General features: G+C 32.3%; 12 protein-coding genes and 1 riboswitch. Of the genes, 5 read left to right on the top strand and 7 right to left on the bottom strand.

From position 1 onward, the window contains the following. Positions 1-72: 72 nt before the first annotated feature. Complete coding sequence (locus tag Q5I67_RS03185; RefSeq protein ID WP_278547236.1) at positions 73-840, top strand: GntR family transcriptional regulator; 768 nt, start codon at positions 73-75, stop codon at positions 838-840. 31 nt (positions 841-871) lie between these two features. Here Q5I67_RS03185 and Q5I67_RS03180 read toward each other — a convergent pair whose 3' ends face one another. Next, positions 872-1,270: a hypothetical protein gene (locus tag Q5I67_RS03180; RefSeq protein WP_296922887.1), complete on the bottom strand. Its 399-nt coding sequence runs from the start codon at positions 1,268-1,270 to the stop codon at positions 872-874. A gap of 125 nt (positions 1,271-1,395) precedes the next feature. Beyond that, the gene (locus Q5I67_RS03175; protein WP_296897273.1) at positions 1,396-2,571 is read right to left on the bottom strand and encodes a phosphoribosylaminoimidazolecarboxamide formyltransferase; all 1,176 of its coding nucleotides are present in this window, start codon (positions 2,569-2,571) and stop codon (positions 1,396-1,398) included. A 40-nt stretch (positions 2,572-2,611) separates the two neighbouring features. Next, positions 2,612-2,691, bottom strand: a riboswitch (ZMP/ZTP riboswitch). Positions 2,692-2,848: 157 nt separating this feature from the next. Between Q5I67_RS03175 and pfkA the strand changes: the two genes are divergently transcribed. Continuing rightward, complete coding sequence (gene pfkA, locus Q5I67_RS03170) at positions 2,849-3,817, top strand: 6-phosphofructokinase (protein WP_296897271.1); 969 nt, start codon at positions 2,849-2,851, stop codon at positions 3,815-3,817. A 48-nt stretch (positions 3,818-3,865) separates the two neighbouring features. On the opposite strand, the gene Q5I67_RS03165 is transcribed toward pfkA, so the two are convergent. Next, positions 3,866-4,171 carry an AzlD domain-containing protein gene (locus Q5I67_RS03165; RefSeq protein WP_296897268.1) on the bottom strand — a complete coding sequence of 102 codons (306 nt, stop codon included), beginning with the start codon at positions 4,169-4,171 and terminating at the stop codon, positions 3,866-3,868. Then, on the bottom strand, positions 4,164-4,931 hold the full coding sequence (locus Q5I67_RS03160; RefSeq protein ID WP_296897266.1) for an AzlC family ABC transporter permease: 768 nt from the start codon (positions 4,929-4,931) through the stop codon (positions 4,164-4,166). Before Q5I67_RS03160 ends, Q5I67_RS03165 begins: the two co-directional genes overlap by 8 nt. 132 nt (positions 4,932-5,063) lie before the next feature. On the opposite strand from Q5I67_RS03160, the gene Q5I67_RS03155 reads away from it, so the two are divergent. Further along, the gene (locus Q5I67_RS03155) at positions 5,064-5,942 is read left to right on the top strand and encodes a LysR family transcriptional regulator (RefSeq protein WP_302486338.1); all 879 of its coding nucleotides are present in this window, start codon (positions 5,064-5,066) and stop codon (positions 5,940-5,942) included. 74 nt (positions 5,943-6,016) lie between these two features. On the opposite strand, the gene Q5I67_RS03150 is transcribed toward Q5I67_RS03155, so the two are convergent. Together Q5I67_RS03150 and Q5I67_RS03145 are read right to left on the bottom strand one after the other, a co-directional pair. Continuing rightward, positions 6,017-8,389 (bottom strand): homocysteine S-methyltransferase family protein, encoded by a 2,373-nt coding sequence (locus Q5I67_RS03150; protein ID WP_302486337.1) that lies wholly within the window; start codon positions 8,387-8,389, stop codon positions 6,017-6,019. 57 nt (positions 8,390-8,446) lie between these two features. After that, the gene (locus tag Q5I67_RS03145) at positions 8,447-9,148 is read right to left on the bottom strand and encodes a vitamin B12 dependent-methionine synthase activation domain-containing protein (RefSeq protein ID WP_302486336.1); all 702 of its coding nucleotides are present in this window, start codon (positions 9,146-9,148) and stop codon (positions 8,447-8,449) included. A gap of 187 nt (positions 9,149-9,335) precedes the next feature. On the opposite strand from Q5I67_RS03145, the gene Q5I67_RS03140 reads away from it, so the two are divergent. Continuing rightward, complete coding sequence (locus Q5I67_RS03140; RefSeq protein ID WP_296923246.1) at positions 9,336-10,169, top strand: ParB/RepB/Spo0J family partition protein; 834 nt, start codon at positions 9,336-9,338, stop codon at positions 10,167-10,169. Between the two features lie 118 nt (positions 10,170-10,287). Then, positions 10,288-10,791: a DUF4446 family protein gene (locus Q5I67_RS03135; protein ID WP_296923249.1), complete on the top strand. Its 504-nt coding sequence runs from the start codon at positions 10,288-10,290 to the stop codon at positions 10,789-10,791. Positions 10,792-10,906: 115 nt separating this feature from the next. On the opposite strand, the gene Q5I67_RS03130 is transcribed toward Q5I67_RS03135, so the two are convergent. Then, positions 10,907-12,016 carry a hypothetical protein gene (locus tag Q5I67_RS03130; RefSeq protein WP_302486335.1) on the bottom strand — a complete coding sequence of 370 codons (1,110 nt, stop codon included), beginning with the start codon at positions 12,014-12,016 and terminating at the stop codon, positions 10,907-10,909. Positions 12,017-12,389: the final 373 nt, after the last annotated feature.

Genomic DNA, 12,389 nt, shown 5'->3' with positions numbered 1-12,389 from the left:
TAAGTCAATATATAATAACTTATTGATAAAAGATAGTTAATATTTTATAATTTTTTTGAAAGGAGATTATAAATGAATTCGATATATGAACAATTAAAAATAGATAGAACAGTTCCTATTCCGCTATATTATCAAATAAAAACTTTTATGATAAAGCATATTGAAGATAATAGCTTAAAAGATGGTGAATTAGTTCCACCAGAAGAAGAATTATGCGCATATTTAAATGTTTCAAGACCGACAGTTAGACAAGCGTTTTTAGAATTAGTACATGAAGGTTATTTAAATAGAATTAAATCAAAAGGGACATTTGTTACTCGTCCTAAAATTGCTGGAGATTTTATTCAAAAAATCCAAACATATAATCAAGAGATGCAATATTATGGATTAAAGCCTAAAACGAAGCTTTTATCTATATCAGAAATAGATGTTTTTGCTGAAGTTATGGAAAAATTGAAGCTAATAGAAAAAGATAAAGTTATTTGTCTTGAACGTTTGCGCTATGCCGATGATAAACCTATAGTTTATGTTAAAACTTTTATACCTGTGAAATTATGTAAGGGTTTAATTGATGAAGATTTAGAGCAAAATTCTTTATACGATACTCTGAAAACAAAATATAATATAGAGATTGCTCATATTAATCGTCAAATTCATGCAACAGTTGCTGACCCTTATTTATCTGATTTATTGGGTATTATGGAAAATGCTCCATTATTATATATAACAACGGTTGCATATAATCAAAATGATATTCCATTTGAATATTCATTGGCATCTTATCGAGCAGATATGTATAAAATGAATGTAGATTTATATAAAGATAAGTATTATAAATAAAAAAATGGCACTAACATAGTTAGTGCCATTTTTATAATCCTGTCCCTATAGAGATAAGACGATAATAATCTTTTTCTTTAATAAGTTGCATATAATTTGATTTATTAATAATCCAATTGTTTTCTTGTTTAGTCCCATTACCGGGCAGCCAAAAATCATCATCACCTGATTGAACTGAAAATACTACAAGGTATATAGTTGGTTCATTAGGTACACTATATACAGATATATCTTTATAATCAAAGATTTTACCATTAGCAAAAAGACTTTTATTTTTATGATAAGATAGTTCTTGTTTGACAATAGTATAAACAATTTCTTTATCAGTCATATTGATAGTTTCTTTTAGTGGTAATGTATCTGGATAAGGTACAATTAGTGAATGACTAGAATAATATAAGTTTAGACTAATGAGTGTAAGTAAAATCAAATATATTTTTAATGAGTTTGTTTTTTTATATAATTTAAGAAAAAATATACAAAAAATACTTATTAAAATTAGAATACATATTGAATAAAAAAGATTAATATTCATTATAATTCTATTTATTAAAATTAATGATGGAATAAACGAATTCCTACAAATGCCATTGCCATATTGTATTTATCGCAAGTTTCAATAACATTATCATCACGGATAGAACCACCGCTTTGAGCGACAAATTCTACACCAGATTTATGAGCACGTTCGATATTATCACCGAATGGGAAGAATGCATCAGAACCAAGAGATACACCTTTTACCTGAGCGAGCCAAGCATCTTTTTCTTCTTTAGTGAATACTGGTGGTTTTTCAGTGAATACGCGTTTCCAATCATCGCCGCCGAGTAAATCCATATATTCATCGGAGATATATACATCAATTGCATTATCGCGGTCTGGACGGCGAACATCTGGTTTGAATGGTAAGTTCAATACTTGAGGAGCTTGACGTAAATGCCAAATATCTGCTTTATTACCAGCAAGACGAGTGCAATGTACACGGGATTGCTGACCTGCACCGATACCGATAGCTTGTCCGTCTTTAGCATAGCATACAGAGTTGGATTGAGTGTATTTTAATGTGATTAAAGCAATAAGTAAATCGCGTTTTGCTTCATCTGTGATATTTTTATTTTGTGTAGGAATGTTATTGAATAATTCTTCAGTGATTTTAATATCATTGCGTTTTTGTTCAAAAGTAACGCCAAAAACTTCTTTTGTTTCAAGTTCAGGTGCTTTGTAATCAGGGTTCATTTGAATTACAAGATAATTACCTTTACGTTTTGTTTTTAAGATTTCTAAAGCTTCAGCACTGTAAGATGGAGCAATAATACCATCGGATACTTCACGAGCTAAGAAACGAGCTGTAGCAGCATCACATTCATCGGAAAGTGCAGCAAAATCGCCATAGGAAGACATGCGGTCTGCACCACGAGCACGAATATATGCTGTAGCCATAGGTGTGAGTTCAACACCTTCAACAAAATACATTTTTTTCAATGTTTCGGATAAAGGAACAGCAACAGCAGCACCAGCAGGGCTTACATGTTTAAAAGATGCAGCAGCTGGAAGACCTGTAGCTTCTTTTAATTCACGAACTAATTGCCAACTATTAAAGGCATCTAAAAGATTAATATAACCTGGACGGCCATTTAAAACAGTGAAAGGTAAATCTTGTCCATCTTTCATAAAAACGCGAGCAGGTTTCTGATTAGGGTTACATCCGTATTTTAATTCCATAGAATTCATTTACGATATTCCTCCTGTAAAATAAATATAATACTATTAGATTTGTTGCCCAGACGGTCGGCTAGATAAATTCTGTGCTTCATGTGGTTAACTCCACTTCCGTCAGTTACACAGATTGTTAACTAAAATTTATCATTTTAAAGTATAAGTTGTCAAGCTAGGTAATAATATTGTTTATTTGTAGATGTACTTTTTACAGAATATACAAGGAGATTAGTTATCATTTAGCGAATAAAATAAATAAAAGATGTTGTTTCATTTTTAAGGAGGTTTTTATATGTCAGTAGAAAATATTGCTGTATTAACAAGTGGTACAGATGCACCAGGGATGAATGCGGCTATTAGAGCTGTTGTTAGGATCGCAATTAATAATAATGTGCGTATATGGGGTGTTTATGATGGATATAGAGGCTTAGTTGATGATAATATGGAAGAATTAACTTCTATATCTGTAGCTGATATTATCCAGCGTGGCGGTACTTTCTTGGGTACAAGTTTTTGTAAGCGTTTCCGCACAAAAGAAGGTCGTCAATTAGCTTATGAAAATCTAAAGAAACACAATATTGATGCTTTAATTGTCATCGGTGGTGATGGTAGTTTACGCGGAGCAGAAGAATTTGAACGTGAAACAGGCTTTTCTGTAATTGGTATTCCAGCTACTATTGAAAATGATATTTGGGGAACTGATTATGCTATTGGTACAGATACAGCTGTAAATACTATTTTGCAAGCAATTAATGAAATCCGTGATACTGCAAAAGCACATCGTCGTACATTTATTATTGAAGTAATGGGCAATAAATGTGGTTGGCTTGCTACATACTCAGCAGTTGCTGGTGGTGGAAATATGGTCATTGTACCAGAAGAAGAATATGATAAAGAAAAAATTATTAATAAAGTACAAAAATTACATGATGAAGGTAAATCTTATTTAGTAATTTTAGCTTCTGAAGGTACTGGCGATATGCAAGAACTAGTTAAAGAATTAGAAGCTAGAACAGGCATTTCTACACGTTTGACTGTTTTAGGTTTAGTTCAACGTGGTGGTTCACCAACAGCTAATGATCGTGTATTTGCAAGCGTTTTAGGTGAACAAGCAACCCTTGCAGCTATTTCTGGACTTCATAATATTGCATTTGGCATGCAACGTGGCAAAATTGTTTGTATTGATTTACATGATGCTATTACAAATAAAAAAGAATATCCAGAAGAATTAAGACACTTAGCAGAAGTGATTTCTCTTTAATGAAAAATAAAACCCCTAGATTATTAATCTAGGGGTTTTGTACATAAATTATAAAAGTAAAAGTTCTACAACAAATACAGATAAACAACAAGAAGAAGCCACTTGGAATAAATTACCACCAAACCATGAAAGTATGATGCCAATGACAAGAGCGATAGCTCCAGAAATAGGAGTTTGTGTCACTTCGATGATAGCAGGAAAAGTCATAACTGCTAATGTAATATAAGGAACATAGTAAAGAAATGATTTTATAAGTGGATTTTTTATCTCTTTTTGAATTAATGTAAGTGGTAAAACACGAATGGCAAAGCTTGTTAAAGCCATGACTAAAATGTATATATATACCTCAGACATTTTGTTCACCATCCTTTGTTTTTATTGGATATAAAATGCTAGCGATCAAAGATAATACTATGGTCAAAATAATGATGCGTGTAGCACTGGATAATTCAGAAATATAAGGAAGATAAGTGGATAAATAACTAGTAATAAAGCTAATGATAACAAATACACCGATTACTTTATTTTTTCGTGCCGGTGGGATAATAACAGCTAGAAACATTCCATATAAGGCTACACTAAATGCACTCACTAATTGGACTGGCAATAGATTGCCTACAATAATTCCAAGTGCTGTACCTCCTGCCCAGCATGGCATAGTGATGAACATTGCACCAAAGTAATAAAAAGGATTTAAATAATTAGGTCTAGCGATGGATATAGCAAATAATTCATCTGTGATGTCAAAGCCGATTAGAATACGTTGATACCATGGAATATCTGGCGATAATTTTTGACTTAAGGCACAACTCATAATTAAGTAGCGAGAATTAGCGATTAAAATAACGAGAAATACTTCTATGTAAGTGGCCATTGTAGCAATAGAAGTGAAACCTGCATATTCACCTGCCGAAGCATTGACAAGAAAACTTGTTAGAAAACCTTGAAACGCTGTTAATCCTGCATTTTTAGCAGTAATTCCCAAAGAAAAAGAAACAGCTAGATAGCCTAAAGCAATAGGAACAGCATCATGTATACCATCTTTAAAAGCTTGTTTTTTCTCAGAGATATTGTTTATTGAACAAACATCGTCAGCAATATCTAATTCATTCATAATGATTTCCTCCATCTTAATTTTGTTTATAAATATGTATTTAGTATAGATATTATAGCAGTTATATTTACATTAAGAAAACGAATATTTATAATGATTGCATAAGAAAAACTAATGAGGTGCAATGAAAAAATGGTTTCACGTTATGGGATTTTTTGCAAAGTAATTGAAACGGGAAATTTTACTAAAGTAGCTAAAAAAGTAGGTTATTCGCAAAGTGCTGTAAGTCAAAGTATTAAAACTTTAGAACATGAACTTGGAACTATTTTAATTGATCGAAAAAAAGATGGTATAACACTTACTGATGATGGAAAAGCCTTTTATCCATACATACAAGCGATTTTTAGTGCTGAGCTTGCATTAAAGCAAAAACAACGAGAAATGAAAGGCTTAGAACATAGTACTATTCGCATCGGTACTTTTACAAGTGTGAGTAGAAATATTTTGCCACAATTGATGAAGAGTTTTAAGGTTTTATATCCTACAGTTAATTTTGTTTTAAAACAAGGTGAATATACAAGTATAAAAAAATGGATTTTACATGGGGAGATTGATTTTGGTTTTGTGAATAGTGATGTAGTCTCTGGTATCAATATGGAATTTTTGTATAGAGATGAAATGATGGCAGTCTTGCCTAAACATCATAAATTAGCAAATTGGCCGATTATATCTTTAGCCCAGTTAGCTAAGGAGTCTTTTATTTTGTTAGATGAAGGTCGTCATAGTGTGATCATGCACGCTTTTGCTGACTACAAATTAGAGCCACAGATTGAATATAAAGTTTATGATGATTATTCGATTTTAGCTATGGTAAAACAAGGTTTAGGGATATCTGCTATGTATAGTTTAGTTTTAAACGGATTTGAAGAAGGATTAGCTATTCGACCAATAAAAGAGCATCCTGAACGCAACGTAGCTTTAGCATGGCAAAATTGGGATACAATGTCACTAGCCTCGCGTAAATTTGTAGAATTTATAAAAAAAAATTTTGTCTTTGTACAAGAAAAATAAAAAAATGCAGAGCTTATGCTCTGCATTTTTTTTATTCAATTATCTTAAATCATTCTAATTTATAAATTTTAATCTTACTTATTAATAAGTTTTTTAGCAAGTTCTACAGCTTCCACGCCATCAGGAGCATAAGCATCTGCACCAACGTTATCAGCATATTCTTGAGTTACTACAGCACCACCGATCATAACTTTAGTAGAATAATCACTTTTATTTAACTCAGCAATAACCTCATCTATTTGTGTAATAGTAGTTGTCATCAAAGAACATAGACCAATCATATCGGCTTTATTATCTATAGCTGCTTTAATAATTTCTTCTTTATCGATATCTTTACCTAAATCAATAACCTTAAAACCATTATTTTCTAAAAGTGCTGATACGATATTTTTACCCAAATCATGGATATCGCCTTTTACAGTAGCAATGACGATAGTACCTTTATTACTTACACTATCAGCTGGAATACGTTCTTTGATTTTGATGAAAGCTTCACGCATAGCTTCAGCGGATAACATAACTTGTGGTAAAAAGATTTTTTTCGCACCGAAATCTTTGCCAACAACATTCATGGCGGCACTTAAAGCTTTATCTGTAATTTCATTTGGTTTATGCCCTTCATTTAAAGCTTGTTCTACCATTTGAGCGATGGATTCTTTTTCCCCACTGATTATAGCGGATTTGATATCTTCGATAATATCACCGCTAGATACTGCATTTTTAGCTTTGGCTACAGGGATATTTTGACCGGAATGATTAAGACTGTAATCACGACCATTAGGATCTTTAGCTAAAAGGGCATTAGAAGCACTCAAGGCATTTTGCATGGAGTCATCATAAGGATTCATGATTGGAGCATCTAATCCCATGGCTAAACACATAGTGAAGAATGTGCTATTGATAAGAGGACGATTTGGAAGTCCAAAGGATATATTGCTAAGTCCCATAGTGGAAGGAGCACCAATATGTTCGCGATAAAGTTTTAAAGTATTTAATACTTCATTACAAGCATTTTTATCGGCAGCTATAGTCATTACAAGGGCATCAAGTAAAAAGTCGTTGTCTTTTAAACCATGAGCTTTAGCTTCAGCAATGATTTTTTGAGCGATAGCGAGACGTTCTTTTGCTGTTTTAGGAATGCCTTCATCAGATAATGGCAAGCATAAGATTGCAGCACCATATCTTTTAGCTAATGGTATGAAATATTTTAGTCTATCAGGTTCTGCACTTACAGAATTGATGAGTGCTCTACCAGGATATGCTTTTAGTCCTGCCTCTAATGCTTTGACATCGCTTGTATCAATGGCAAGAGGTGTATTTACAAGTTGAGAGATTTCAGTGATAGCTTTGTGCATAGCTTTCGCTTGATCAATTCCAGCAACACCCATATTTACATCAAGGATTTGAGCACCAGCTTGAGTTTGTTCGATAGCTTCACGTTTTACAGAGATAAATGAACCGTTTTTTATTTCTTCAGCTAATTTTTTACGACCAGTAGGATTGATGCGTTCGCCGATTAATCTTGTAGGTAAATCTTTGCCGATAAATACAGTTTTTGAACGGCTGGCAAGGGCAAGATTAGGATTTGGTGCTTTGCGGATAGGTTCTGATACATCAGCTAAAGCTTCTTTAATCGCTTTGATATGAGCAGGCGTTGTTCCACAGCAACCACCGATATAAGTTGCACCAGCTTCTACAAGTTTTGGTGCCCATTTAGCCATATCTTCTGGAGTGAGTGGGAAGATGGTTTGACCATTTTCTAAATGTGGCATACCTGCATTTGCTTGTACGCTGATAGGGCAAGAACAATTATCGGCTAATTCTTTTATGATAGGGACTAATTGTTCAGGGCCTAAAGAGCAGTTGGCACCGATAATATCTGCCCCCATAGCTTCTAAGATGATAGCAGCTGATTGTGGATCTGTGCCAGTTACTGTTCTGCCATCTTCACTGAAGGATAATTGACAGATTACAGGTAAATCACAAGCATCTTTAGCAGCGAGAAGAGCAGCACGCATTTCTTGGATTTCAATACAAGTTTCAATGAGGATATAATCAACACCAGCATCAGCTAGAATTTTAGCTTGTTCATAGTAATTTGCATAGACTTCATCAAATGTTAATTCGCCTAAAGGTTCAATAAAAGCACCAGTAGGGCCCATAGAACCGGCTACTTTTGCTTTGCCAGCAGTGGCGATTTTGGCATTTTTTACAGCAGCGATATTTATTGCTTCTACTTTATCGCCTAAGTTATATTCATTTAATTTGATACGAGATGCACCAAATGTATTTGTTTCAACAATATTTGAGCCTGCTTCTACATAGGCACGATGAACATTTTGAATAGCTTCAGGTGCTTCGATATTTAATAATTCAGGGCACATTCCTGGTTTTAATACAGATTTTTGTAACATAGTGCCAGTAGCACCATCAAATATATGTATCATAGAAGATACCTCCTAGAAATTTTTATTAAGCAAAAAATGAAATGGATTTATTTATCATCATGAATTTTTATTTAACAATTCAGGATCAAAAGGTTTTATGCGGAAATTGCAATTAGGATTTGGACAATATTTACAAGATTGTTTTTCAGGTTCGACATCTTGCGTTTTAGGTATAAGTCCAATGATTGCAGTGACGGATTTTCGCGGTGTAAGCATCAATGATGAAGTGAGGCTGATACCTATTTCATGAGCTTTAGCTAAACGGAGCATTTCAGGTTGTGCTTGTATAGGCCAATCTCCATATCCTGGGCTAAATCGCCAACGGCGAACTAGTCCTTGCATATTAAATTTTTGGTCAATGGCCTGTTCAACACCATCAGCGACATGTTCGACAGCTGTAGTAGCGGCAGCATCCATTAAAACAGCTAGTGTATATTCTCCATCTTTAAAACGACGGGAGATTTCTTCCTCTACAGTTTCTCCGATAGTAACAGCGATTATAGCGACTTTAGTAGCTCGGCAAAGATGTTTAGTGACTTTTTTACCTTCAAGTTTAAATGGTTTATCGGCAAGAACAATACCATTTTGGGCATCATAGTCATATATTTCCCAAATGCCTTTAGGTTCAGAGATATATAAAACTTCACGACAAGCTTCTAAAATAGTTTTATTGTTGAAATTAGGAGCTTTATTAAGTCCAGCGTAGCGTCTAGTTTCACTAGGATCAATAGACATTAAAGCAGCGTTGTATTTTGGCATGTTAAAATCTCCCTTAATGTTTATATTTATAATTATATCTAGATAAGAATTTTATCATAAATTTTAGTATAATTATACTGTTATTAGTTAAATTAATTTTTTATGATTAATTATAGTTTTAAATTATAATGAATTTATAAAAGTAATAAGTTAAAATAATTATTATAATATTTTTAAGGAGAAACACATGGAATTTTTAAATATTGATGAAATTTTACCAAATCCATTTCAACCGAGAAAGGAGTTTGATATGGAGCAATTAGCTCAATTGGCAAAATCGATAAAAGAGTACGGTATAATTGAGCCTCTAATTGTGCGTATAAATGATAATGATGAATTTGAATTAATTGCAGGGGAAAGACGTCTTCGAGCTGCCAAGATGGCAGGATTGGATAAAGTGCCAATTATCTTGAAGGATTATGATGATGATAAGGTAGCTCAAATAGCTTTAATTGAAAATCTCCAACGCAGTAATTTAAATGTCATTGAAGAAGCAAATGGATATCAATTATTATTACATAAATTTAAGTTAAAGCAGGAAGAAGTAGCACAAAAAGTAGGAAAAAGTCGTTCATATATTGCTAATTTTGTTCGTTTGTTAAATTTGGCAAAAGAGGTACAGCAATTATTAGTAAATAATAAACTTAATATGGGGCAGGCAAAACCGCTTTTAGCGATAGAAGATGAAACGCTTCAGGTAAAATTAGCTAATTTAATAAGTGAAAAAGAATTATCTGCTAGAAAGGCTGAAGCTTTAGTTAAAAAAGTCTTAGCAGGTGATAATGTCATTGAGCAGATTGAACAAGTAAAAGAAGCTAAGATGTATTTAAATGATGTGCAAGAACGTTTAAAACAGATATTGGGAACGAATGTTAACATAAAGCAGGGTAAGAAAAAATCTCGTATAGAAATTGAATTTTACAATGACGATGATTTAGCTAGATTAGTTGAATTATTGATAGAAAAACAAGAAAATCCTTCGGTGAAAAAAGCGAGAATTATCAAGGATTTTAATATCTAATAAAAATGTCTTTTATTTTACAAATAAAAACATGAATGCTATAATGTTGCACGTTAAAAAAGATAATTTTTATGGAATAAATAAATTCTTTTTTAGCTGAATTTAGGAGGGAATATTTATGGATTTTTCAATGCTAAATCAGATATTTCAAGATAATTTAGCAATTATTTTAACTGTAATCGTAGTTTTATTAGTTTTATTAATAATTTTATCAATAGTGATGCTTGTAAAATTGAGCAAAGCTAAAAAACGTTATAATTCATTGGTAAATGGTGCAACAGGTGAAAATCTAGGAGATATCATCGCTGATAATATTGCTCAAATGAATGAACTTGTAGTAAAAAATAATAAAATTGATGCAGATTATGCAGAGATGAAAGCGTTATTTTCTAAATCTATTCAAAAAGTAGCTGTACATCGTTTTTGTGCTTTTGCTGATATGGGTGGCGATTTGAGTTACGCTGTAGCTCTACTTGATAATCAAAATAATGGTGTAATATTCTCTTCTATTTTTGGACGTCAGGATTCTTGTACGTATGTAAAACCTATAGAAAATGGTGTCTCTAAATATCCTTTGACTCAAGAAGAAAATAAGGTATTAGTAGAAGCCATGGCTAAGTGATGGTAGTTGTTGTCTGAGGTACAAGAAGAAATAATAAAAAGGAGTACAATAAATTTGTACTCCTTTTTATTTGCAATTTTTTAGAAAAATTATTTTGCTTAAACGAAGTTTAAAATCAATCAACTGTCGGCATAAATAAAGCAGGCATATTATTAATTGTATCTGTAACTTTTTGTTCTGTTTCTAAAGCTTTGCGATTTAATCTTTCGGCTTTGGCTAAATCTTTTGGTTTATTATCTTGAATACCGATAGCATAAGCCTTCCATGCTTGAATAGTATATGTTGTACTTTCCATGCGTAATTCATGTAAATGGCGAGCTCCTGTTGGTATTTGATAACTTTGTAAATAATTATACCAATCTTGATATGTTGGTACGATTTTGTTATCAATAAAGGACTTTAATAATGCTCGTTGACTTGATGTGGGATTTGTTTTAAAGTTTTCGGCAAGTACAGTAAATTCAGTTTGTAACTGTTTAAATTGGGCATTATTTCTATCTAAATCAGCTTTAGTATTTGTTAAATAAGTATTTATATCTTGGCGATAAAGATTAGAAATTAAAGTCAAATAATCTTGATAATTAGTTACTTCGACAACTTGCCAAATATTGTCATCATTTTTAGTCAATTTTAATTTTAAATTAAAATCTGTATCTGTATATTTATCAGCGACTAAAATTGTGGCTATTGCAGAAGTATCATCGGTCATTTCAATGGATTTAACTTCTTTAAAATTAATATTAAACAATAAAGAGCGATTGATTAATTCAGTATAATCAATGCCTAATTGACGACCTTTAAGCATAGAGTCATAATTGAAACGTTGCCAATTGCCTGTTTGAATGTATTTATCAATGCTTTGGATAGTACCATCAACAATAATAGGCTCGATAAGAGCATAAAAAGTTTGATAAATACTATGTTCTTTTTCTGTATAGATTTTATCGTTGGTGAAGATATCATTAGTTAAGATTTTATAATTTGGTGGTAATAATGTTTTAAAATCAACGTATTTATGAATAGTGTTGATGTCACGATGTTCAAAGGCTGTTTGTAATTCTTCTAAAGTGTATTCAGGAGAATGTGTGCGTTGATAGTAATAATAGCCACCGGCACATGATAAGATTAATAAAATAAAAAAGATTATAAAGCAAGCTAATAAATTTTGTGCACGACGTTGTTTTCTTCGTTTAGCAACGGTTCGTTGCCATTTATCATCATTCATGATCAAGTTACTCCAAAGTGAAAATTTGTATGTTTATTATACCATAAAAAAATATCGGTGGTTATCGCTTTTATTCTTGTGTAAAGTTTACAATTTATTGTTGACAATTTTTTTTGAATGTGTAATAATATGAGCAAATCAATTTAAAAATTTAATACTTGCCTTAATGAAACCTATGAGGTGGAGATAAAAATATGAAATGCACTTACAGAGAGTAGGGGAGCTGAGAGCCTATAGTACGCAGCATATTAAATGGACCACTGAGGGTGCAGTCAACAGATTAGAGATAATCTTAGTATTCTGCAACGCGACACAAGCGTTAACTGTGAGGGATATGTTAGTATCCTGCAAAGAGGAGCATTAGCTCAAACAA

This window comes from uncultured Megamonas sp. (genome assembly GCF_958438645.1).
Lineage (GTDB): Bacteria > Bacillota > Negativicutes > Selenomonadales > Selenomonadaceae > Megamonas.
The sequence above is the reverse complement of the archived record's forward strand: the minus strand, read 5'-3'. Positions and strand labels throughout refer to the sequence as shown.

Coding starts and splice junctions, on each gene's coding strand:
- Q5I67_RS03185 (WP_278547236.1), top strand. CDS start 73: ATGAATTCGATATATGAACAATTAAAAATAGATAGAACAGTTCCTATT.
- Q5I67_RS03175 (WP_296897273.1), bottom strand. CDS start 2,571: ATGAATTCTATGGAATTAAAATACGGATGTAACCCTAATCAGAAACCT.
- pfkA (WP_296897271.1), top strand. CDS start 2,849: ATGTCAGTAGAAAATATTGCTGTATTAACAAGTGGTACAGATGCACCA.
- Q5I67_RS03165 (WP_296897268.1), bottom strand. CDS start 4,171: ATGTCTGAGGTATATATATACATTTTAGTCATGGCTTTAACAAGCTTT.
- Q5I67_RS03160 (WP_296897266.1), bottom strand. CDS start 4,931: ATGAATGAATTAGATATTGCTGACGATGTTTGTTCAATAAACAATATC.
- Q5I67_RS03155 (WP_302486338.1), top strand. CDS start 5,064: ATGGTTTCACGTTATGGGATTTTTTGCAAAGTAATTGAAACGGGAAAT.
- Q5I67_RS03150 (WP_302486337.1), bottom strand. CDS start 8,389: ATGATACATATATTTGATGGTGCTACTGGCACTATGTTACAAAAATCT.
- Q5I67_RS03145 (WP_302486336.1), bottom strand. CDS start 9,148: ATGCCAAAATACAACGCTGCTTTAATGTCTATTGATCCTAGTGAAACT.
- Q5I67_RS03140 (WP_296923246.1), top strand. CDS start 9,336: ATGGAATTTTTAAATATTGATGAAATTTTACCAAATCCATTTCAACCG.
- Q5I67_RS03135 (WP_296923249.1), top strand. CDS start 10,288: ATGGATTTTTCAATGCTAAATCAGATATTTCAAGATAATTTAGCAATT.
- Q5I67_RS03130 (WP_302486335.1), bottom strand. CDS start 12,016: ATGAATGATGATAAATGGCAACGAACCGTTGCTAAACGAAGAAAACAA.